Raw genomic sequence first — 20,889 nt, forward strand, 5'->3', positions numbered from 1 at the left:
CATGCCAATCGAACGACGGACATTCCTCCGCGGCGCGGGCGCCGCACTGCTCGCGCCCGCCCTCGCCGGATGCGGCGGCGATGACGACGCGCTGACCTTCTTCTTCCAGGCCAACCCGGAAGAGGCGGACGGCCGGATGCGGGTGATCGACGAATTCACCCGCAGGCATCCGGATATCAAGGTCAGGACCGTGCTGTCCGGCCCGGATCCGATGCAGCAGATGCTGACCTTCTGCGCCGGCGGCAAATGCCCCGATGTGCTGATGGCCTGGGAGCTCACCTACGCGGGCCTGGCCGACAACGGTGTGCTGCTCGACCTGAACACCATGCTCGCCAAGGATCCCGCCTTCGCGGCCGACCTGAAATCCCGCAGCGTTCCAGCGCTTTACGACACCTTCGCCTTCAAGGGCGGGCAGTACGCGCTGCCGGAACAGTGGGCGGGGAACTTCCTCTTCTACAACCGGCAGCTGTTCGACAAGGCGGGCGTGCAGCCGCCCCGCACCTGGTCCACCGCCTGGAGCTTCGACGAATTCCTGGATGTGGCAAAGGGTTTCACCAAGCGCGAACGATCGGGCAAGGTGACGCAGTGGGGTTTCGTCGACACCTGGGTGCCCTACTATTCCGCCGCGCTGTTCGGCATGAACAACGGCGCGCCGTGGGCGATCCCGCTCTCCAATCCGACCAGGGCCAATTTCGCCGACGACGCCTTCATCGACGGCGTGCAGTTCTACGCGGACCTCGCGAACAAATACCGGGTGGCGCCGACTCCGGCCGATCAACAGTCCATGTCGACCATGGACCTGTTCACCCAGGGCAAGGCCGCGCTCGCCATGGGCGGGCATTGGCGCTACCGCACCTTCTCCGATGCGGAGCAGCTCGATTTCGATCTCACCGCGCTGCCCGCCGGACCGAAGGCCCGTGGTGCGCAATCGGATATCGGCACCACCGGGTTGGCCATCGCGGCGGATAGCAGGCGCAAGGAACAGGCTTGGGAATTCGTCAAGTTCGCGACCGGCCCGGTCGGCCAGGCGGTGATCGCCGAAACCGGCCTGTTCGTACCGGTGCTGAATTCCGCGGTGAACTCCCCCGAATTCGCCGGCGCGCACAAACATGTGGCAAACCTCGCCATCCTCACCGAGGGTCCCGCGTACTCGGCCCGGTTGCCGGTCACCCCCGTCTGGGAACGCATCGATGCGCTGATGGACCGCAATTTCGGCCCGGTGCTGCGCGGGGCCGCGTCCGCGCATTCGTTCAAGAACGGCCTGTCCCACGACACCGACGAGGTGCTGCGCAACCAATGACCCGTTCCGATCTGGCCCGGCGCCGCGCCCGCGCGGGCCGTTTGTTCATCGCACCGAATCTGCTCGCCGTCGCGATCTTCCTGGTATTTCCGCTGGCGTTCTCGCTCTATCTGAGCTTCCAGCACTGGGATCTGTTCGGTCCGTCCCGATTCGCGGGGCTGGCGAATTTCCGCCGCCTGCTCACCGGCGATCCGCTGTTCGTCATCGCGGTGCGCAATTCGATCGTCTTCACCATCGGCACGCTGGTGCCCACCGTCGTCATCAGCCTCGCCGTCGCCGCGGCGCTGAACCGGAAGATCAAGGGAATAGGGATATTCCGGACCATCGCCTTCCTGCCGCTCGCGGTGTCCGGCGTGGTGATGGCGGTGGTGTGGCAGTACATCTTCGACACCAACTCCGGACTGTTCAACACCGTGCTCGGCTGGGTCGGCATCAATCCGGTCCCCTGGCTGGTCGACCCGAAATGGGCGATGGTCTCGCTCTGTCTGGTCAGCGTCTGGAAAAGTATCCCGTTCGCCACCGTCGTGCTGCTGGCCGCCATGCAGGGGGTGCCGGAAAACCTCTACGAGGCAGCGAAAATCGACGGGGCGAGCGGACTACAACGCTTTTTCTCGATAACCCTGCCGCTGATCCGCGGCGCGCTGTCGTTCGTCTTCGTCATATCGATCATCAACGCGGTCCAGGCGTTCGACCAGGTCTATGTGCTCACCGGCCGACACGGCGGGCCCGAGAGCGGAACATATGTGCTCGGCATCATGATCTTCCAGAACGCCTTCGCATTCGGCGATGTCAGCTATGCCTCGGCGATCGCCTGGTTGATATTCGTCGTGCTGCTCGTGCTGACCGCCGCACAGCTGTGGTTCACCAGGAAGGACACCGCGGAGCAATGATGTCGGCCAAGGTCAGGCGATTGAGTGGGCGCGGCTTCGCCCGTGCCGTCGCGCTATACGCCGCACTCACCGCGATCGCGTGGTGCGCACTGTTCCCGATCCTGTGGGCGCTGTCGGGTTCGCTGAAGAAGGAATCCGAAATCACCACGCCGACGCTGATCCCGCCGCATCCGCAATGGTCCAATTACGGCAGCGTTTTCCGGCTGATGCCGTTCGGCCGCATGTTCCTCAATACGATTCTGTACGCCGGATGCATCACGGTCGGCCAGGTGTTCTTCTGCTCGCTGGCCGGATACGCGTTCGCCAGGCTGCGTTTCGCGGGCCGCGAAGTGCTTTTCCTCGCTTATCTGGCCACCCTCATGGTGCCGCTGACTGTCACCGTCATCCCGCAGTTCATCCTCATGCGCGTATTCGGCTGGACCGATACGCCTTTGGCGCTCATCGTGCCGGGGCTGTTCGGCAGCGCCTTCGGCACCTACCTGATGCGCCAGTTCTTCCGCACGCTCCCAACGGAATTGGAGGAGGCCGCGATCCTGGACGGCTGCACGACGTGGCAGATCTACTGGCGGGTGCTGCTGCCGCACGTCCGGCCCGCCGCCATGGTGCTGGCGATCCTCACCTGGGTCAATGTGTGGAACGACTTCCTGTGGCCGCTGATCATGGTCCAGCGCAAGGACATCTCCACCGTCACCCTCGGCCTGGTATGGATGCAGGGACAATACATTTCGAAATGGCCGGTGCTGATGGCCGCACCGATGGTGATCCTGGTGCCGCTGCTCATCGTCTACGCCTTCGCGCAGAAATCCTTCATCCGCGGCATCGCCATGTCCGGGATCGGCGGACGGTGAACGATTTCACCTGGCCCGGGCACGCGCGGCGCGAATTTCGTCGCCGTGGGTGACCGCCCAATCGGCCAGCGCGGAAAGCGGAACCAGCAGCGACCGCCCGAGCGGCGTCATGCGGTATTCCACCGACGGCGGCACAGTCGGGAACACGGTGCGTTCTACCAGTCCCTGGTTTTCCAGCGACCGCAAGGTTCTGGTCAGCATTCGCTGACTGATGCCATCGATCGAGCGATGTAACTCGTTGAACCGGTAGGGCCGTCGTCCGAGCAGTGCGATGAGCAGCACCGTCCACTTGTCCCCGATCTGTCGCAGGGTATCGCTGACGGGGCAGGCGTCGTAGTCGACGACCGGAACGGGTACAGGTAAATCGACCTCGATCATCGAGGGCACACCCGTGTGCGTATCTGACATAAAAGTGCCTTCTTTCGCCGCCGCCGCGCATTGCAGATGATCGAGGTACATCAATCAGGCTAATGGAGAAGACATGACCAAAACCGTCGTCATCAGCGGCGCGACCGATGGTATGGGCCGTGCGATGGCCCTCGAACGGCTGACCCGCGGTGACACCGTGATCGCGATCGGCAGCAATCCAGCCAAGGGCGAAGCCCTCGCGGTTGCCGCTGGATCGGCGGTGGACCGGCTGCAGTTCCTGCGTGCCGACCTGAGCTCGATGGCCGAGGTCGAGCGGGTGATCGCCGAGATCAAGGCGACCCACCGCGCCGTCGACGCGCTACTGCTGTTCGCCAACCGGGTCAGTGCGCGCCGGATGGAGACCGCGGACGGCTACGAATACAGCTTCGCGCTCTACTACCTGAGCAGATATCTCCTGTCGCACAAGCTGACTCCGCTGCTCGAGCGGGCCGCGCGTCCGGTGATCGTGTGTGTCTCCGGTGTCGGCGTCACCAAGGGCGGAATCAATTGGAACGATCCGCAGTTGACCCATAAATACAGTGCCGTCCGCGCCCAGTTGCAGGCTGGCCGCGCCAATGACCTCTTGGGCGTCTACTACGCCGAAAAGTTCGGCGGTACAGTACGATTCGTGCACTATCATCCCGGCTTCACCCGCAGCGGCGATCTGTCCGCTGTGAATCCGGTGGTCCGGACCACGATTCGCACACTCGCCCGGTGCGCCGCGCGCCCCGTGGACGAATCGGTGCGGCCGATCAACGATTTCATCGATAATCCACCCGCTGCGCCGCTCACCGCGATCGATCGCGGGCGAATCCTGGACCTGTCCCTGCCCACTCTCGACCCCCGCAATGCCCGCCGTCTCGCCGGGCTCACCAAAGATCTACTGTCGACCCACAATTGAGGTCACCGGTCAGCACGGTTGACCGTCGGAGCACAGCCACGACGACGGCGGTGCCTGCGCTTACCGCACGGTGACCGGCTCCGGTTCCGCCGTGGGAGCAACCGCGTCGCGGCGCAACAGCACGACGCCGAGCAGCGCCGCGGCGACGCTGAATCCGGCGCTGATCCACGCACCGGTGGACATCGCGGTGGCGAAGGCCGCCTTCGCGGGTTCCGGGTAGCCGAGTTGGAATGCGGCACCGATGGATTCGCGCGCGGCGGCGGGCATATCGTCGGGCATGTGGTCGGTGAACACACCGGCCAGCACGCTGCCGAGGATCGCGATGCTGATCGCCATGCCGACCTGCTGGATGGTGTCGTTCAGCGCGGATCCCACGCCGGCGTGCTCCAGCGGGATCGCACTCATGATGGCCGCGTAGACGGCCGGCATGGCCAGACCTCCGCCCACACCCATCACCAGCATGCTCGTGAGCACGGTGCCATAACCGTTGCCGAGGGCAAGGATGGCGAACGCCGCACCCATGATCAACAGCCCGGTCGTGATCAGCACCTTATTGCTGATCTTCTTACCCAACGTCGCGCCGAGACCGTTGCAGACCGCGGCGGCCATCGCATAAGGCAGCAGCGCCAGACCCGCCTTCATCGGCTCGTACCCCAGCACGAATTGCAGGTATTGGGTGAGCATCAGCATGATCGCGCCCATCCCGAACACCATCATCAGCAGCGTGCAGCATGTGCCCGTGAAATCGCGGCTGCGGAACACCGCGAGTGGCAGCATCGGATGTTCGGACCGGCGCTCCCAGAACACGAACCCCGCCGCGGCGACCACCGCGAGCGCGATCATCCCGATATTCCACTCGCGCTCGATGATCACGTACACCGCCGCGGTGAGCGCGACGATCGACAGCAGTACGCCGACGGGATCGACCGGCCGCTGCCCGCCAACCGTCTCCGGCATCAGCGCCACCGCCGCGACGATCGCGATCACCGCGACCGGAATATTGAGCAGAAAGATCGAGCCCCACCAATAGTGTTGCAGCAGTGTGCCACCCAGCGTCGGCCCGAGGACGACGCCGATCATCGATACGACGGACCAACCGGCCATCGCGGTGCGCCGTTCGTCCTCGTCGAAGGTGGTCATCAGGATGGACAGGGTCGACGGCATCACCAGTGATCCGCCAACGCCCATGGCCGCGCGGGCCGCGACCAGTTGCCACGGTTCGGTGGCCAGCACCGCGACCAGCGAGGCGCCGCCGAATACCGCGAGGCCGATGATCAATATGCGCCGCCGCCCGAATCGGTCGGACAGGCTGCCCGAGGTGAGCAGCAGACCGGCGAACACAAGGACGTAGGCGTCGAGAATCCATTGGATATCGGACGGCGACGCGCCGAGTTCGCGGATGAGCGACGGTATGGCCAGATTGAGCACTGTTCCGTCGATCATCAGCACAAGCAGGGACAGACACAGGACCACCAGGACCCACCACCGACGCGGGTCTCGTACAGCGTTCGATTCCACTCGCACAGCGTACGATAAACTGGGCGACCGTGCGAGCAGATAAATCCGAGCGAAAACCGTTCACCTCCGTGTGGACTCGAGAACCGCGCCGCCCCAAGACATCCGGCCTGGACCGAGACCAGATCGTCCGGGCCGCAATCGAATTGCTCGATCACGACGGTCTGGAGGCGCTCAGCATGCGCAAACTCGGCGCGGCCCTCGGCGCGGGCGCGACCAGCCTCTACTGGTACGTCGCGAACAAGGACGAACTGCTGGAGCTCGCACTCGACGAATTCTGGGGCGGCATCGGCGTGCCCGATCCGGACGAGATGCACTGGCGCAACGTCGTCACCGCCTTCGCGTACAACATGCGGATCAGTTCGCTGGCCCATCCGTGGGGTCCTTCGCTCATCGGCATGCTACCGAGCGTCGGCCCCAACGCCTTTCGGCTCACCGATCGGCTCCGCCGGGCCTTCCTGCAAGCCGGGCTCACCGGAGTCGATCTCTACCTCGCCAACTCCACGGTGCTGAGTTTCGTACTCGGACAGGTCCTCCCGGAGATCACCTTCCGGAAGTCCTTGGGCGGCGGCGAATACGACCAGGCGTCCACCACCGAGGCGCTGACCCGGCTGGCCGCCGAATACCCGGACCTGCTCGACGCGCGGGCCGCGCTGGAGAAACTGGATCCGAACGCGGCCCGCGCCATGGCCTTCGACTTCGGGCTCACCGCCGTGCTCGACGGTATCGCCGCCAAACTTCCCCAGCGGTCAGCGCAACCGCAGCGAAGCCAGCGCGGTCGCCAGCAGCAGTAGCGCGCCGAGCAACAGGCTGGTGGTCATCCCACGCTGGAAATCGTGCGCGACGAGCGAGCCGAACAGCGCGACCGCCACCGCGCCGCCGATCTGGCGCACCGCGTTGAACACCCCGCTCGCCACCCCGGCCTGTTCGGCGGCGACGCGATCCAGCAGCACGCTGAGCAGCGTCGGAACGGCGAGCCCGCCACCGAATCCGATCGGAATGGCGAGCAGCGCCACCACCGGCACCGGCGTCGACGCGTCGACGAAAAGCAGCATCAGCAGCCCGAGCGCCACGCCGAACTGGCCGCCGACCACCGGCACCTTCGGCCCGAACCGCCGGGCCAACCACGGCGAGGCCGTATTCGCGAACCCGATCAGCACCATCATCGGCACGAAGGTGAGCCCGGCGGCCAGCGCCGAATAGCCGCGCGTCTGCTGCAGATACAGGCTCAGCAGGAACACGATCCCGTAGAAACCGGCGCTGAACGCGAAACCGGCCGCGAAGGTGATCGATACCGCGCGGGTGCGCAGCAGCCCGATGGGCACCATCGGTCGCGCGGCGCGGGATTCGGCCAGCCAGAAGCCGATTCCGGCCACCACCGCCACCGCGGCGGCCAACAGCACCGGCGTGCCGGTGTATCCGGCGTGACCGCCCTGGATCAGCGCGTAGGTCAGCGCGGCCAGCGCGACAACCGCCGTGACCTGCCCCGGAATATCCAGCGGTGTCCGGTGCCGCGGCGAATGCCGGACCCGCGTCAGCACCAGCAGCGCGGCGATGCCGACCGGCACATTGATCAGGAAAATCACCCGCCAGCTCCACACGGTGGTAAGCAGCCCACCGACCACCGGACCCGCCGCGACGGCCACCGAACCCGCGACGGCCCACATCGACAGCGCCCACGCCCGCCGCGCCGGATCCGGATAACCCTGCCGCACCAGCGCCAGCGACGACGGCAACACCAGGGCGGCGGCAATGCCCTGCAGGAACCGCGCCCCGATCAGCAACCCGAGGCCGGGAGCCAATCCGCACGCCACCGAGGCGACGGTGAAACCGCCGAGCCCGCAAGCGAAGGCGCGACCGGCACCGATCCGGTCGGCCAGCGCACCGGCCGAAAGCATGACCGACGCGAACATCAGCGTGTAGCCGTCGACCACCCACTGCAAACCCGACATGCCCGCGGCCAACTGCCCGCCCATTGTGGGCAATGCGACATTGACCGCCGAGGCGTCGAGGATGATCAGGAAACTGCCGAACAGTGCCGGTAGCAGCGCGAACCCGGAACTCACCTGTGCCGCAGCCGGTTTCAGTGTGGACACCATGCCCCGAGTTTCCCGCCGGAGCCGGTGTCGTGGCAGGGCGCCGGTATCCGGGGGTGTGCCACGGCCCCTTTCGTCGCCTCGAACGGCCCTAAACTCCGAATACATGACAGACCAGGGCGAATTGGGCAGATTCCTCCGGGCTCGGCGCGAGCGGGTCAAACCGGCCGAGGTCGGTCTGCCCACCGTCGGCGTGCGCCGCACGCCCGGCCTGCGCCGGGAGGAACTCGCGACGCTGGCCGGGATGAGCGTCGACTACTACGTCCGGCTAGAACGCGGCAAGGAGGTGCATCCGAGCCCCGCCGTGCTCGAAAGACTGGCCGCCGCACTGCTGTTGACCGAGGCCGAGACCGCGCACCTGAACGCGCTCGCGGCCGGCGCCGGCGGCGCCGCGAATCCCAGGCGACGCCCGGCGAGCCGAACCGTCCGCCCGACCGCGCGGCTGCTGCTGGAGGCCGTGCGACCGAACCCGGCCATCCTACTGAGCCGCACCAACGACCTGCTCGCCGCCAATCCGTCCGGCCTGGCGCTGTTTCCGGGTCTGGCCGATTGGCCTGCCAAGCGGCGCAACCTGATTCGCTACCTATTCCTGCATCCAGCCGCCCGCACCCTCTGGCCGGACTGGGAGACCATGGTGCCCCGCAGCGTCGGCAACCTCCGGGCCAGAGCGGGCACCGATCCGGACGATCCGGAATTGACCGCCCTGGTCGGCGAATTGATCGTCAAGAGCCCGGATTTCGCTCGATTGTGGCATCGCTATGACGTGCGCCCGCGCACGGTCGGCACCAAGGTCTACAACCATCCCACCGTCGGCCGGATGCATCTCGACTTCGAGAATATGGCCCTGCCCGATACCGACGGCCAATACCTCGTCATCTATCTGGCCGCGCCCGGCACCCCGGACCACGACGCCTTGACCCTGCTCGACCTCGCCGCGGATCCGGCCGTATCCGACAGCCGTTGAAGTAGATTCGCTGACACAGACTTCGAGATCCGGGCCGGTGCCCGCATCCCGCCGATTGGAGTACCCGATGGACCTGTTCACGGTGTCCGACCGCGCCAAGAAATACCGGGATGAGCTGCTCGCCTTCATGGACGAGCGGATCTACCCCGCCGAATCCGGCGATGCCGAGCAGATGCGCGCCGCGGGCGATCCGCACCACCACCCGCGGATTCTGGAGGAGCTCAAGGCCGATGCCCGCGACCGCGGACTATGGAATCTGTTCCACCCGCATCCCGAATGGGGTCCCGGACTCACCAACCTCGAGTACGCGCCACTGGCCGAGATCATGGGCCGCAGCCCGATGCTGGCTCCGGAGGCGTGCAACTGTTCGGCCCCCGACACCGGCAATATGGAGGTGCTGACCCTGTTCGGCACCGAGGAGCACCACCGACGCTGGCTGGAACCGTTGCTGGCGGGCACGATTCGCTCCGCCTTCGCGATGACCGAGCCCGCGGTGGCGAGTTCGGATGCGACCAATATCGAGATGCGGATGGAACGCGACGGTGACGGCTACCTGTTGAACGGGCGGAAATGGTTCGCCTCCAACGCATTACACAAGAACTGCCGGGTGCTCATCGTCATGGGGAAGACCGATCCGGACGCGCCGAAGCACCGGCAGCAGTCGATGATGGTCGTCCCGATCGACGCGCCGGGCGTGACCGTGGTCCGCAACCTTCCGGTGTTCGGCTACGCCGATCGGGAGGGTCACGCCGAGATCACCTTCGACAATGTGCGCGTGCCGGACGGCGACGTATTGGCCGGTCCGGGTGAGGGTTTCGCGATCAGCCAGGCGCGGCTGGGCCCCGGCCGCATCCACCACTGCATGCGCGCGATCGGCATGGCCGAGCGGGCACTCGAATTGATGTGCGCCAGAGCGGATTCCAGGACCACCTTCGGCGCCCCGCTGAGTGAGCGCGCCAATATCCAGGATTGGATCGCCGAGGCGCGCATCGAGATCGAGCAGACGCGACTGCTCACCATGAAAGCGGCCTGGCTCATGGACACCGTCGGCAACAAGGCGGCCAGGGTGGAGATCGCCGCGATCAAGGTCGCCGCGCCGAATATGGCGCTGAAGATCGTCGACCGCGCCATACAGGTGCACGGCGCCGCCGGTGTCACCGACGACTTCCCGCTGGCCAGCGCCTGGGCGCACCTGCGCACGCTGCGGCTGGCCGACGGACCCGACGAGGTGCACAAGCGCAGCATCGCCCATGCCGAACTCGGCAGGCACCGCAAGCGTGTCGCCGAACGGACGGGAAAAGAGCAGTGATGCACCAGGTCCCGGCATTCGATCTGGAAACGGCCGTGCCCGGCTGGTTGACGTCGCTCGGCCTGGAACACCGGCTTCCGTTGCGCGCCACCAGGGTCGGGCTCGGGCAGTCGAACCTCACCTTCGCGGTCACCGATGCCGAGGAGCGCCGCTGGATACTGCGCAGGCCGCCGCTCGGACAGCTGCTGGCCTCCGCGCACGACGTCGCCCGCGAGGCGCGCATACTCACCGCACTGGCCGACACCGATGTCCCGGTTCCGCGCGTACACGGCGTCGTCGCCGACGGCGAGGTGCCGGTGGTGGTCATGGAGTACGTCGACGGCCTGGTCGTCGACCGCATGGACATTGCCGAGGGATTGACGCCCGAACACCGCCGGGCGATCGGAATATCGTTGCCGCGCACCCTCGCCCGCATTCACGCCGTCGATCTCGACGCCACGGGGCTGACCGGTCTGGCCAGCCACAAGCCGTATGCCGAACGCCAACTCAAGCGCTGGACCGCGCAGTGGGAACATTCCAGAACCCGCGAGCTGCCGCAGCTGGACCGGCTCACCGAGCGGTTGCGCGCCGCCATCCCGCCGCAGCGCGAAATCGCGGTGGTGCACGGCGATTTCCACATCCGCAACGTCATCACCGACCCGGCCACCGGCGCGATTTCGGCCGTGCTCGACTGGGAGCTGTGCACGCTCGGCGATCCGCTCGCCGATCTCGGCAGCCTGCTGGCCTACTGGCCGGAACCGGGGGAACACAATATCGGCAACTTCGGCATGTGCACGCTGCCCGGCTTCCCGAACCGCGCCGAAATCGCCGCCGAATATCTCGCGGTGACCGGCAGAGATCCTGCAGCCCTTGCCTTTTGGCATGCATTGGGCCTGTGGAAGGTCGCGATTATCGCCGAGGGGATCCTGCGCCGCATCCTGGACGACCCACGCAACCGGGCCGCGTCGGGCGCCCCGACCCTCGAACGCATCGACGAGGCGGTCGCGGCCGCGGATAAGGTCGCGAGCGCCGCCGGGATCTGAAAGACGTTGGGTGGCTAGCCGATCGGATCACCCGCGATCGGGACCCCGATCCGTGCGGCCTGCGCGCGTGAGGCGGGTGAATCGGCGCTGCGTGCCGCCGTCCGCGGAATGCTCGGTGGCGCTGCGTCTTTCGGCGTATCGGGCGGCTGGTAGTCGACGAGTGTCGCCGTGCCCCACACGTACGGATCGGCCTGCGGGCTGCCGAACGGCGACCAGGCCAGCCGGGTCTGGCCGGTCTTGTCGGTGGTATCGGAGTTGTAGACCATGATGTTCATCGCGAACCGTGCCGGATCGACCGGGGCGGGCAGTGCGGCGAACGGAATCTTCACCTCCACCGTGTAGCCCGTGTACGGTTCGGTGACTTTGGCCGCCACCTGAATACCCGAATCACCAACCGGGCCTTGGTTGTTGTCGGCGTCGCGCTCGGCGGCCGGGCCACCGTCGGCGGTATAGGGCAGGATGCCGGTCTTCAGGGTGGTGGCGGTGTCGTCGGAATCGCCGCGGGGATCGATGGCGATCTCCACCGAATCGGTGCGCCAGTGCCGTTTGACGTCGTCACGCGCCAATGCCGCGCCCTTGGCCCGATCGCGCACGGTGACAAGCACATACAGATCGTCGGCATGCCTGGCCAACTTCGCGGTCGCGGTGCAGCGGTCGTCGCCCTGCCAAACGGCAAGCGGCAGTTCGGGTCCCGGATATTCGCCGGGATCGGGCACGCCGTTCAACACCGGAGCGGTCGCCACGGCGGGCACCGTGGTCGCCGGGCGCGGCGGATAATCCGGCTGCGCCCGATTCGCCAACCACGGCAAGCCGTTTCGTTCGGCCCAGTCCCGGAATTCGGCGTATAGGGGCTTCAGCCCGTCCTGCCGCCGCACCGGCGCCTCGATGAATCGGCCGTCCTCGGCCAGCACGGTGAACCAGTCGGAACCGAGCTGCCGAGGATCGGTCGGCACCTGGGCGGGCATCGCGGCGAAACCCTGTGTGCGGTAGAGCCGCGCCGCATCGCGCTGCACCTGCGCCCAGGTCGTGCCGTATTCGCGCGAACGAGCGCCGGACCACACCCCGAGCACCGGCAGCCCGCTGGCCGGATCGGTGCGCTGTCGCTCGGCCGCGTCCGGGCCGAGCAGTTCGCTGAATCCGTAGTTCTGGGCGAGCAACCGCCGCGGCCGCCACAGCGCCAGACCCTCCACGGTGAGCTGTTCCGGAAAAGCATGCGGATCACCGGCCAGCCGGAACGCCTCTATCCCGAGTCGAGCCGAAAATTGATGGCCGCCATGCTGATTGAACGGTCGCGGATCCATCACCACAATGGTGTGCGGTGTCGTCGCGCGCACCAGCCGCACCACCCTGGCCAGGGTGTCGGCGGCGCCCCAGATCCGCGCGGTCAGCGGTGCGGACAACGTGTACCAGAAGTCCGGTTTATCGAGGTAGAAGATGTTCTCGATGCCGGCGAGCGCGGTGGCCCTGCGCTCCTCGTCCTCCCGGATCAGACCCAGTTCGGGGCCCTCCGCCAGTCCGACGGCATTGCCGCCGCCCTCGCCCCGGGTGATGGTGAGCACGCCGGTGCGCAGCCCCAACTCCTCCCGCCACCGGCCGAACGTGCCGAGATTCGACGACTCGTCATCCGGGTGCGCACCGATGAACAGCACGTCGCAATGCGCTCGGCGCGGGTCGAGCGCGGCCCGGTCCAGGTCGCGGGCGGCGCTGTCGGCCGCTCCGCCGAGCAGCCAGGCGCCGGCCAGCGCGGATGCCGAGGCGAGGACGGTGCGCCTGGTCGGCCCGCGCCGTTTCGCCTCGACCACGCCGTACCTCCCGTCGCTCGCCACCACCCGTCCGTCGAATCACAGCACATCTGCGATACCGACGGGCCACTCGGTTATCGCCGCCGGGTGATCCCCACCGGCTTGATCTCGGTGGGCACCTGGGCGAACGCCTCCACCGGAACGCCGAACGAGGCGGCCAGCACCTCGCGCGGCAGCGCGTTCACCGTCGCGACGATACCGATGTCGTCACTGGGTTCCTTTGCGCTGGTATTGAATACGACCAGCACGTCCAACGGCGCATCGGCGCTCGCGTTCTCGAAGTAGTGCAGGAAACCCTGCGGCGCGAAGACGAGATCGCCCTGTTCGGCCTCGAAGACGTCGTTGCGATAGTCGCCGTCGGGATGCGTCCCGAGGATCGTCCACTTGGCCCGGCCCGAGATGACGTAGTTCAGCTCCCAGGCGGTCGGATGCCAGTGCGGCTCCCGGATGCCGCCCACTTCCAGACGGACGAAATACACCGATCCCTTCTGCCCCCGCAGCACCGGAAAATTCTCCTCGTTGGCGCCCTGCAGATACCCGCCGTCGAAGCTGTTCCGCTCCGACGCGGTGAGCTTGAACAGGTGCGCCGCCCTGTTCAAATTCGTGTCGATCGCGCCGTCCAACCCGATCGCGCTCTGAGCCCCGTTGCCCCGCTTGGCATTCGACTCCTCCACCATGCCGCTGTCCCTTCTGTGTGACGAAATCGCCTCTGACACTTCGGATTACTCAGCCAGCTGATACTCCGAGGGTAAGCGAGTGCCTCGCACAGGAACTCGGCCCCGAGCGGGCTGAGGACGGGCTCGGCCCGACAGCACCGCATTTGGACCGCCATTCACCGCCAAAACATGGGATGAATCACAGTAGGGGTTTATCGCGACACAAACCGGGGTAACGGTCTGTTTCGTGCGTAATGCTCGGCGCCGCGGCGCTGAGCGGAATCGAAAAACAGGTCCCTGCTGCGGGCTGGGAAGGACGAACACGTGACGGAACGGAGCGCGGGGGCTTTTCCGCTACGGCGATCGGTCGCGGCGGCCGCCATGGGAAACGCCACCGAATGGTTCGATTACGGGGTATACGCGGCGACCGCGGGCTACCTGACCGACGCCTTCTTCCCGGGGCACCTCGGCACCCTCGGCACGATGCTCGGCTTCGCGGTCTCGTTCGTGCTGCGGCCGCTCGGCGGAATGGTGTGGGGCCCGCTCGGCGACCGGCTCGGCCGCAAGGCCGTGCTCGCTACCACCATCCTGCTGATGGCCACCGCGACCGGCGCGATCGGCCTGCTGCCGACCCATTCGTCGGTCGGCGTGCTGGCGCCGATACTGCTCATCACGTTGCGAGTGGTGCAAGGATTTTCGACAGGAGGCGAATATGGCGGCGCCGCAACATATCTCGCCGAATGCGCAAACGACCGCAAGCGCGGCTTCATCGGCAGCTTCCTGGAATTCGGCACGCTCTCGGGTTTCGTCAGCGGCACGGCCATCGTGCTGATATGCCAACTCACGCTGGGTTCGGCGGGGATGCACGACGGCGGCTGGCGCATCCCGTTCCTGCTGGCGGTCCCGCTCGGACTCACCGGCTGGTATCTGCGGGCCCGGCTGGACGAATCGCCGGTATTCAGCGAGGTGGCCGAGCGCGACCACCCGCCCGGTGGTATCGGCGTCGTACTGACCACCTATCGCCGAGAATTCCTCACGCTCTCAGGGCTTGTCGTCGGGTTCAATGTCGTGAACTACATCCTGCTCAGCTACCAGCCGACCTATCTGCGGCACACCATCGGCATGGGTGAATCGGCGACCACCGCGATGATGCTGATCGGCCAGGTCGTCATGATGGTGACGCTGCCCTTCTTCGGCAGGCTGTCCGACCGGGTCGGCCGCCGTCCCATCTGGCTGTGCTCGCTCACCGGTCTGCTACTGCTCGCGGTGCCCATGTACTGGCTGATGGGTCGCGGAACACCTTGGGCGATAACCGGATTCGTCGTGTTGGGCCTGCTCTACGTGCCGCAGCTGGCCACCGTCAGCTCCACCTTCCCCGCCATCTTCCCCACCCATGTGCGCTATGCGGGCTTCGCCCTCGCCTACAACGTGTCCACCGCGCTGTTCGGCGGCACGGCGCCGCTGATCAACGAGGCGGTGATCGATGCCACCGGCTGGGCCCTGTTCCCCGCCTGGTACACGGTCGCCACCGTCGTGGTCAGCCTGATCGCCTGCCTGCACCTCCGCGAGACCGCGGGCACCTCGTTGCGCGGCACCGAAGTCCCTGCCGCAGAACATGAGTCGATTGCCGAACCGGCCGCGGCCGGCTAGTTGACCTTCGGTGCCGGAATACGCCAGAGCGCGGTGGGCGCCCTGTCCTTCGGGCCGGATTCGAAGGCGATCCAGGCGCCGTCCGGCGACCAGCTCGGCGCACCGTCGTAGCCGTCGAATGTGGTGACCCGCACCGGTTGTCCGGCGCCGTCGGACCGGGTCACGAAGATCTGCGCATTTGCCAGCCCACCGTGCTCGGATGAATACACAACCCAGTTGCCGTCCGGCCCGAAGCTCGGGTCGGTGTCCTCGCCGTCGCCGCCGGTGATCACCCTGCGGCCGCTGCCGTCGGGCGCGATCGTAATCAACCGCCAGGGACCGGAATTCCCTGTGCGCGACTGGAATACGATCATATCGCCGCGCGGCGACCAATTCGGTTGGCGGTTGTCGGTATTCGTGGCGGGCCCGTCGACCAGCTTGGTCGGATCGCTGCCATCGGTGCGCACCTTCCAGATGGTGCCCCGCGCGCCGGGTGTGTTCTGATCGACGTTCTCCTGGAAGACAATCCAGTCACCGCCCGGAGCGAAGCCGGGCTCGGTGTACTTGGTCGCTCCGCTGTGGTTCGTCACCTGTCGCGGCGCGTCGCCCGGCCGCAGCGTCCAGATCTCGTCCTGGTCGGTGACATCGAACGAGAAGGCGATCGATCCGGTCGGCCCGTTCCATGCCGACCCCGGCAGATTCACCGCGGCCTGATCTCCTTGCCGCACCAGCACCTGCGGCGCGCCCCCGGAGCTCGGCATCAGATTCAACCCCGCCCCGCCATGGTTGTAGCCGTCCTGAAAGATGGTGAACAGCAAGGTTTTTCCGTCCGGTGAGTACGCCGGATTCTGCGCGCTCGCCTTGTCCGACGGACTGTACAGCGCCTCGGCCCCATCCGGTCTCGACTGCGCGACCGCAGCGGGCGGGTACGAGCCGGTCGCGATGAGAACGACGAACAACAGGACGTGCACTCTTCGGAACACCCGATCAACCCTAGGCCGAATTCACTTGTCCAGGAAGCCGAAAGACCGGGCTCGCCGCAGACACGAGCCCGGTCTCCCGGTACTTTCTCAGGCCGGTGACGATCCGATCGCGGCGTCGAAGGCGGCCTGTCCGCCGACCACCGGGAAGGCGATCCGCGTCTCCCCGAGGTTCACCGCGAATCCGGGTCCGGGCTTGGGCAGCAAGGTGAACTCGTTATCGCTCGACAGCACGACGACGCCCAGTTGATGTCCACTCGCCAGCACGTAGTCGTGCGGTTCCATGGACAGCCCGACGCTGTACTCATCACCCGGCGTGATCGGGCTGGTTTCGCTGATCGAATCGCGGTTCTGCGGGTCGGTCCACCCCCTGGTGACGATCCGCGATGTGCCGTCCGGCGCCCGATCCACCAGCAGCGCGGTCACATTGGCCGCCGCCCGCTGGAACGACATCCGGAACGCGACGCAGACCGAGCCACTCACCCGCAGCGAGGTCGATAGGGGTTTGGTGAAGTAGGCCAACCGATTCGGCGAACTCGGCGCGGCGACGAGATCGGCGGCCAGTTTGGTCGCGTCGTCGTCGAGCGATTCGGTGACCGAGTTGTTCGCGCCGTCGGAGGTGGCCGAGACGAGGCCGCCGACTGCATTTCCGCCCGGCTGGAACACCGCTGCCGCATCGGAGGTGCCGGGAGCGGGCCAGTCCGCCTCGTCCACCCACGACTTGTCCTCACGCTGGATGGTGGCCTTCGGCTCTCGATCGATCCCGTTGTCCTCCCCCAGCAAATACTTGCTGAACCACCGGTTCACCGTGCGCAGCCATTCCTCCCTGCGCAGCCCGATCGGGTCGGTGTGGCCGGACTGATGCAGCCAGATCTTGTGCGGCACACCGGCATTCGCGAGCGCCGAGTACCACTGGGCCACATTCTTGGTCTTCACGTTGAAATCGTTGAGCCCGTGCGCGGACAGCACGGCGGCGTGGACATTACCCACCGCGTTCAGGTAATTGCGCTCGTCCCAGAATCCGTTGTAATCACCGGTGATTCGGTCCTGATCCTGTTCGAGCTGATCGATCACCGGTTTGCAGACATCCCGATCCGCCCTGGTGTAAACGTATTTCGCGAGCACATCGGTGTCCTCGCCCTGATAGGTGCCCGGCGCCACCACCGCGCCCGCCGCGCGGTAGTAGTCGTACCAGCTGCTGATCGCGCCGATCGGCACGATCGCCTCCAGGCCGGGCACGCCGGTGGTGGCCACCGCATTGGGCAGGGTGCCGTTGTAGGAGACGCCCATCATGCCGACCTTGCCGCTGGCCCAGTCGGCCGTCACCGGATTGCCCTGCTCGTCGTGCGCGTCGGCCCGGCCGTTGAGCCAATCGATCGGGGCGCGCGCGCCGATGGTCTCGTTGGTCCCGCCCGAGGTCGGGCAGCCCGTCGACTTACCGGTGCCGAGCGATTCGCCGTACATCACGGCGAAGCCGCGGGACAGGAAGTAATCCTCGTATTGCCAATGGATCTGGCCGTCGGAGAGGGTGATCCCGTTGGCCCGCAGCTCCTCCGGTACCAGGTTCCGTAGCGGGCCGGGCGGCTGGGCCCGCCGCGCCTCGGCGCCGTCCGGCGGCACATAGAGTTCGACATTGACGTTGTGGTTGGTGACATCGTTGCCGCCCGAGAAATACGGGCTCGCTTGATACACCACCGGAAGCTTGCCGGTGGCTCCGGCCGGGCGCACGAGCTGGACGTGCACCTCGTCGTCCTTGCCGTCGCCATCGCTGTCCACCGGCGCACGCACCCACAGATCCTGCCGGACCGTCGCACCGGGATCGAACACCGGCTGCGCCTCCCCACCGGAGACGACCGGACCCACCGCCGGCGCCGCCGCCATCGCGGGAGCGCCGTACAGCAGCAGCACGGAAGCCGCCCCCATCAAGGCAATTCGCGGCAATCGACGCAGAATGCGGCTATCGAGTCTGCCGGAGCACCACCGGCTTTGCTGAATTCCCATGGAACACAATCCCTTTTGAGAATGGACAAGGTGATGCGGCACGCGGCGGCCGGTAATCGGCTGCGCGACAGGCAAACTCCGCAACGTCAGACTGCCGATTTGCCCGGTTCGCTGTCCAGGGCGGCACTGGGGATCGAAATTGGGGATCGAAATCGGGGATCCCCATTTCGATTCCCCACTGGACAGCCCGTCCGGTCGGCGGGCAATCTGACCGGTACCGACAAGTCGACGAGTCTTCATGCGCCGCAGTTGATTACGGCGCTCAACAGCCGCGATCGAAGGAGTTGTGCCCGATGAGAATCCGCCGCTCGGCGTGCGGCGCGGTATCGAGATCGCGACAGCCAATCCTTTTGCCCGCGTTCGCGGTTGCCCTCAGCCTGATATCCGTCGACCCAGGCATATTCTCCGCACCGGCGAACGCGGCGACGGACTTCTCGGCCATCGTATTTCCCGATCAAAGCCATTCCGCCGTATACGATTTCATCGATTCGGCGGCCGGCTCGATCGATATCACCATGTACGAGCTTCGCGACGACACTGCGGTCGGCGATCTGGTGCGCAAACAGCAGGCCGGAATCGCGGTTCGCGTGATCCTGGACGGCGCCCACCAATCCGTGAACAACTCCGCCTACACGACGCTGGCGAACGCCGGGGTCGCCGTCACCTGGTCCACATCGGCCTTCGTCTACACCCACCAGAAGACGATCACCGTCGACCACGGCCGGTCGCTGATCATGTCGGGCAACCTCGACTCGACCTATTACGCCGACGATCGCGACTACGGCGTCTTCGACGCCGACCGGGCCGATGTCGACGCCATCGAGCAGGTTTTCGACGCCGATTTCGCGCAGAATCCGACCACGCCCGCCGACGGCGACAACCTGGTCTGGTCGCCGACCGATTCGGAATCGCGGCTACTCGGCCTGATCAACGGCGCACAGCACAGCCTGGATGTGGAGGAGCTCGAATTCGGTGACAGCACACTGGTGAACGCCATCACCGACGCCGCCCGACGCGGCGTCGCCGTCCGGGTCGTCGGTATGAATCCGGACAGCTACCGGGACCAGTTCGATCAGGTGCAGGCCGCGGGCGGACAGATCGTCACCTACTCCGCCAGCGGCGGCACCTACATCCACGCCAAGGCGATCGTCGCCGACTACGGCGCCGCGACCGCGAAAGTCTTTGTCGGATCGGAGAATTTCTCCGACAACTCACTGAACCACAATCGCGAACTCGGCCTCATCGTCGGCGACTCCGGTGTGCTGACCACGGTCGAGAACACCTTCGCCACCGACTTCGCCAACGGGACGCCGTACTGAAATCCATTGCGGTACTGCCATATTCGCTTAATCGTCGCGAGCCAAGCAGGCAGGCCGTCGACGCTGAACGTCGCCCGGATCCGGTCCGGTTCGACGGCGGCGACCTTCCACCCGTCGGCGAGGCCGAATGCGGCGCTCAACTCCTCGCGGGCGACCGGATGCGGGCCGAGCTCGGGACCGATATCGCTGAAGCACAACACATAAAGGGTGCCACCGCACTCGAGCACCGAGCCCAAACTCGCCACGTACTTCCGCCGCTCATCGCGGTCGAACGTGTGGAAAAGCCCGCAATCCAGCACCGTATCGAACCTGCGCGCCAACCGGTCCAGCCGAAACGCGTCGGCCACCGCGAACTCGGCCTCGATCCCCCGTTCCACCGCCTTCTTCCTGGCGATGTCCAGCGCCGTCTCGGCCACATCGACACCCAGCACCGGCAATCCCAACGCGGCAACGCACAGCGCGTTCTCCCCCGTCCCGCACCCGGCATCCAACACCGCCCCCGCAAACCCGCCCTCAGCCGCCAGCCGCGCTATCGCAGGCTGCGGTTCGCCGATATCCCACGGCGCACCCCCATCCCGATACGACTCATCCCACGGCCGCCCCGCCGCCCGCTCATGGCTCGTAAGCGACCGCCCACCGGCGGCATCCCCAGTCAATTCGGCCACCACCCCAGCTTGGCACGTCGACCGACCTCCACATCGCGAAACCCTCTGGATAACACCGACGCAGCATGATGCAACTCGGCGATGCCTCGCTTATGGAGATAGCCCTTCGTCAATTGCCGCGAGGGCGATGATCCTTCGTGCCACCGGTGTCAGATCCTGTGTTGGCAGCGGTGGAGGGATGTACCGGGCACCGGCTACGTCATCGTCGTTGCCGTCCGGCTCGAGTGTTCCGGTGGCTGCGGCGCGGAAGTAGTGCCGGGTGGATTCCCAGCCGGTGCCGGACGCGACGTCGAAGAAGTACTCGATGAAGTGACACAGTTCGATGGGTCGCCCGGTGATGTGGAGGCCGGTCTCTTCCCGGACTTCGCGGGTAAGCGCGTCGATCAGGTCTTCTCCTGGTTCGACACCACCGCCGGGAAGGTCCCACTGTTCCTCGATTCGTGCGCTATCACGAACCAGCAGAACACCTTTGGCGTCATACAGCAGCGCGTACACCGAGGTCCGTCGCGCGATGTCGGAGCGACGGACGATATGAACCTCGCCGTTGATATCCCGACAGAGGTAGTGAACGGAGTCCGCCATAG

18 protein-coding genes and 1 pseudogene are annotated in these 20,889 nt (G+C 66.3%); 10 read left to right on the top strand and 9 right to left on the bottom strand.

The features are described 5' to 3' along the window. Nucleotide 1 precedes the first annotated feature (1 nt). The 3 genes from LGY53_RS01160 to LGY53_RS01170 are packed head-to-tail and all read left to right on the top strand — an operon-like array spanning nt 2 to nt 3,038. The gene (locus tag LGY53_RS01160; protein ID WP_225724766.1) at nt 2-1,300 is read left to right on the top strand and encodes a sugar ABC transporter substrate-binding protein; all 1,299 of its coding nucleotides are present in this window, start codon (nt 2-4) and stop codon (nt 1,298-1,300) included. Continuing rightward, the gene (locus tag LGY53_RS01165) at nt 1,297-2,190 is read left to right on the top strand and encodes a carbohydrate ABC transporter permease (protein WP_225724767.1); all 894 of its coding nucleotides are present in this window, start codon (nt 1,297-1,299) and stop codon (nt 2,188-2,190) included. Before LGY53_RS01160 ends, LGY53_RS01165 begins: the two co-directional genes overlap by 4 nt. After that, a complete protein-coding gene (locus LGY53_RS01170; protein WP_374111107.1) occupies nt 2,190-3,038 on the top strand; it encodes a carbohydrate ABC transporter permease in 849 nt (282 codons plus the stop codon). Before LGY53_RS01165 ends, LGY53_RS01170 begins: the two co-directional genes overlap by 1 nt. A 6-nt stretch (nt 3,039-3,044) precedes the next feature. Here the strand turns inward: LGY53_RS01170 and LGY53_RS01175 are convergent, their stop codons facing one another. After that, a complete protein-coding gene (locus LGY53_RS01175; RefSeq protein ID WP_225724769.1) occupies nt 3,045-3,446 on the bottom strand; it encodes a helix-turn-helix domain-containing protein in 402 nt (133 codons plus the stop codon). 73 nt (nt 3,447-3,519) lie between these two features. Here LGY53_RS01175 and LGY53_RS01180 point away from each other — a divergent pair, with 73 nt between their 5' ends. Next, a complete protein-coding gene (locus LGY53_RS01180) occupies nt 3,520-4,347 on the top strand; it encodes an SDR family NAD(P)-dependent oxidoreductase (RefSeq protein ID WP_225724770.1) in 828 nt (275 codons plus the stop codon). A 60-nt stretch (nt 4,348-4,407) separates the two neighbouring features. Here the strand turns inward: LGY53_RS01180 and LGY53_RS01185 are convergent, their stop codons facing one another. Then, the gene (locus tag LGY53_RS01185; protein ID WP_308102776.1) at nt 4,408-5,871 is read right to left on the bottom strand and encodes an MFS transporter; all 1,464 of its coding nucleotides are present in this window, start codon (nt 5,869-5,871) and stop codon (nt 4,408-4,410) included. A 23-nt stretch (nt 5,872-5,894) separates the two neighbouring features. Here LGY53_RS01185 and LGY53_RS01190 point away from each other — a divergent pair, with 23 nt between their 5' ends. Next, a complete protein-coding gene (locus LGY53_RS01190; protein WP_225724772.1) occupies nt 5,895-6,656 on the top strand; it encodes a TetR/AcrR family transcriptional regulator C-terminal domain-containing protein in 762 nt (253 codons plus the stop codon). Here LGY53_RS01190 and LGY53_RS01195 read toward each other — a convergent pair. Then, nucleotides 6,612-7,961 carry an MFS transporter gene (locus LGY53_RS01195; protein ID WP_225724773.1) on the bottom strand — a complete coding sequence of 450 codons (1,350 nt, stop codon included), beginning with the start codon at nt 7,959-7,961 and terminating at the stop codon, nt 6,612-6,614. The genes LGY53_RS01190 and LGY53_RS01195 overlap by 45 nt on opposite strands. A gap of 103 nt (nt 7,962-8,064) precedes the next feature. Between LGY53_RS01195 and LGY53_RS01200 the strand changes: the two genes are divergently transcribed. The 3 genes from LGY53_RS01200 (at nt 8,065) to LGY53_RS01210 (ending at nt 11,253) form a co-directional block, all read left to right on the top strand. Beyond that, nucleotides 8,065-8,922, top strand: coding sequence for a helix-turn-helix transcriptional regulator (locus tag LGY53_RS01200; RefSeq protein WP_225724774.1), 858 nt, complete (start codon nt 8,065-8,067; stop codon nt 8,920-8,922). Between the two features lie 67 nt (nt 8,923-8,989). Continuing rightward, nucleotides 8,990-10,231, top strand: a complete 1,242-nt coding sequence (locus tag LGY53_RS01205) for an acyl-CoA dehydrogenase family protein (protein WP_225724775.1) — start codon at nt 8,990-8,992, stop codon at nt 10,229-10,231. Continuing rightward, nucleotides 10,231-11,253, top strand: coding sequence for a phosphotransferase family protein (locus LGY53_RS01210; RefSeq protein ID WP_225724776.1), 1,023 nt, complete (start codon nt 10,231-10,233; stop codon nt 11,251-11,253). The genes LGY53_RS01205 and LGY53_RS01210 overlap by 1 nt, the downstream gene beginning before the upstream one ends. Nucleotides 11,254-11,267: 14 nt before the next feature. Here LGY53_RS01210 and LGY53_RS01215 read toward each other — a convergent pair whose 3' ends face one another. Beyond that, the gene (locus LGY53_RS01215; RefSeq protein ID WP_225724777.1) at nt 11,268-13,079 is read right to left on the bottom strand and encodes a sugar-binding protein; all 1,812 of its coding nucleotides are present in this window, start codon (nt 13,077-13,079) and stop codon (nt 11,268-11,270) included. Between the two features lie 50 nt (nt 13,080-13,129). Further along, on the bottom strand, nt 13,130-13,732 hold the full coding sequence (locus tag LGY53_RS01220) for a cupin domain-containing protein (protein WP_225724778.1): 603 nt from the start codon (nt 13,730-13,732) through the stop codon (nt 13,130-13,132). 360 nt (nt 13,733-14,092) lie between these two features. On the opposite strand from LGY53_RS01220, the gene LGY53_RS01225 reads away from it, so the two are divergent. Then, nucleotides 14,093-15,361, top strand: coding sequence for an MFS transporter (locus tag LGY53_RS01225; RefSeq protein WP_225725647.1), 1,269 nt, complete (start codon nt 14,093-14,095; stop codon nt 15,359-15,361). On the opposite strand, the gene LGY53_RS01230 is transcribed toward LGY53_RS01225, so the two are convergent. Both LGY53_RS01230 and LGY53_RS01235 read right to left on the bottom strand, forming a co-directional pair. Further along, complete coding sequence (locus LGY53_RS01230) at nt 15,358-16,323, bottom strand: hypothetical protein (protein WP_225724779.1); 966 nt, start codon at nt 16,321-16,323, stop codon at nt 15,358-15,360. The two genes, LGY53_RS01225 and LGY53_RS01230, sit on opposite strands and share 4 nt — an antisense overlap. A gap of 87 nt (nt 16,324-16,410) precedes the next feature. Continuing rightward, on the bottom strand, nt 16,411-18,243 hold the full coding sequence (locus LGY53_RS01235; RefSeq protein WP_225724780.1) for a Xaa-Pro dipeptidyl-peptidase: 1,833 nt from the start codon (nt 18,241-18,243) through the stop codon (nt 16,411-16,413). A gap of 428 nt (nt 18,244-18,671) precedes the next feature. Between LGY53_RS01235 and LGY53_RS01240 the strand changes: the two genes are divergently transcribed. Further along, nucleotides 18,672-19,640, top strand: coding sequence for a phosphatidylserine/phosphatidylglycerophosphate/cardiolipin synthase family protein (locus tag LGY53_RS01240; protein WP_225724781.1), 969 nt, complete (start codon nt 18,672-18,674; stop codon nt 19,638-19,640). Nucleotides 19,641-19,660: 20 nt separating this feature from the next. Here LGY53_RS01240 and LGY53_RS01245 read toward each other — a convergent pair. Then, nucleotides 19,661-20,296: pseudogene (locus tag LGY53_RS01245) on the bottom strand (class I SAM-dependent methyltransferase); the annotation flags it as partial. A gap of 99 nt (nt 20,297-20,395) precedes the next feature. Continuing rightward, a complete protein-coding gene (locus tag LGY53_RS01250; RefSeq protein ID WP_225724782.1) occupies nt 20,396-20,887 on the bottom strand; it encodes an NUDIX hydrolase in 492 nt (163 codons plus the stop codon). Between the last annotated feature and the right edge of the window lie 2 nt (nt 20,888-20,889).

This window comes from Nocardia sp. JCM 34519.1 (genome assembly GCF_020361265.1).
Classification (GTDB): Bacteria; Actinomycetota; Actinomycetes; order Mycobacteriales; family Mycobacteriaceae; genus Nocardia; species Nocardia arthritidis_A.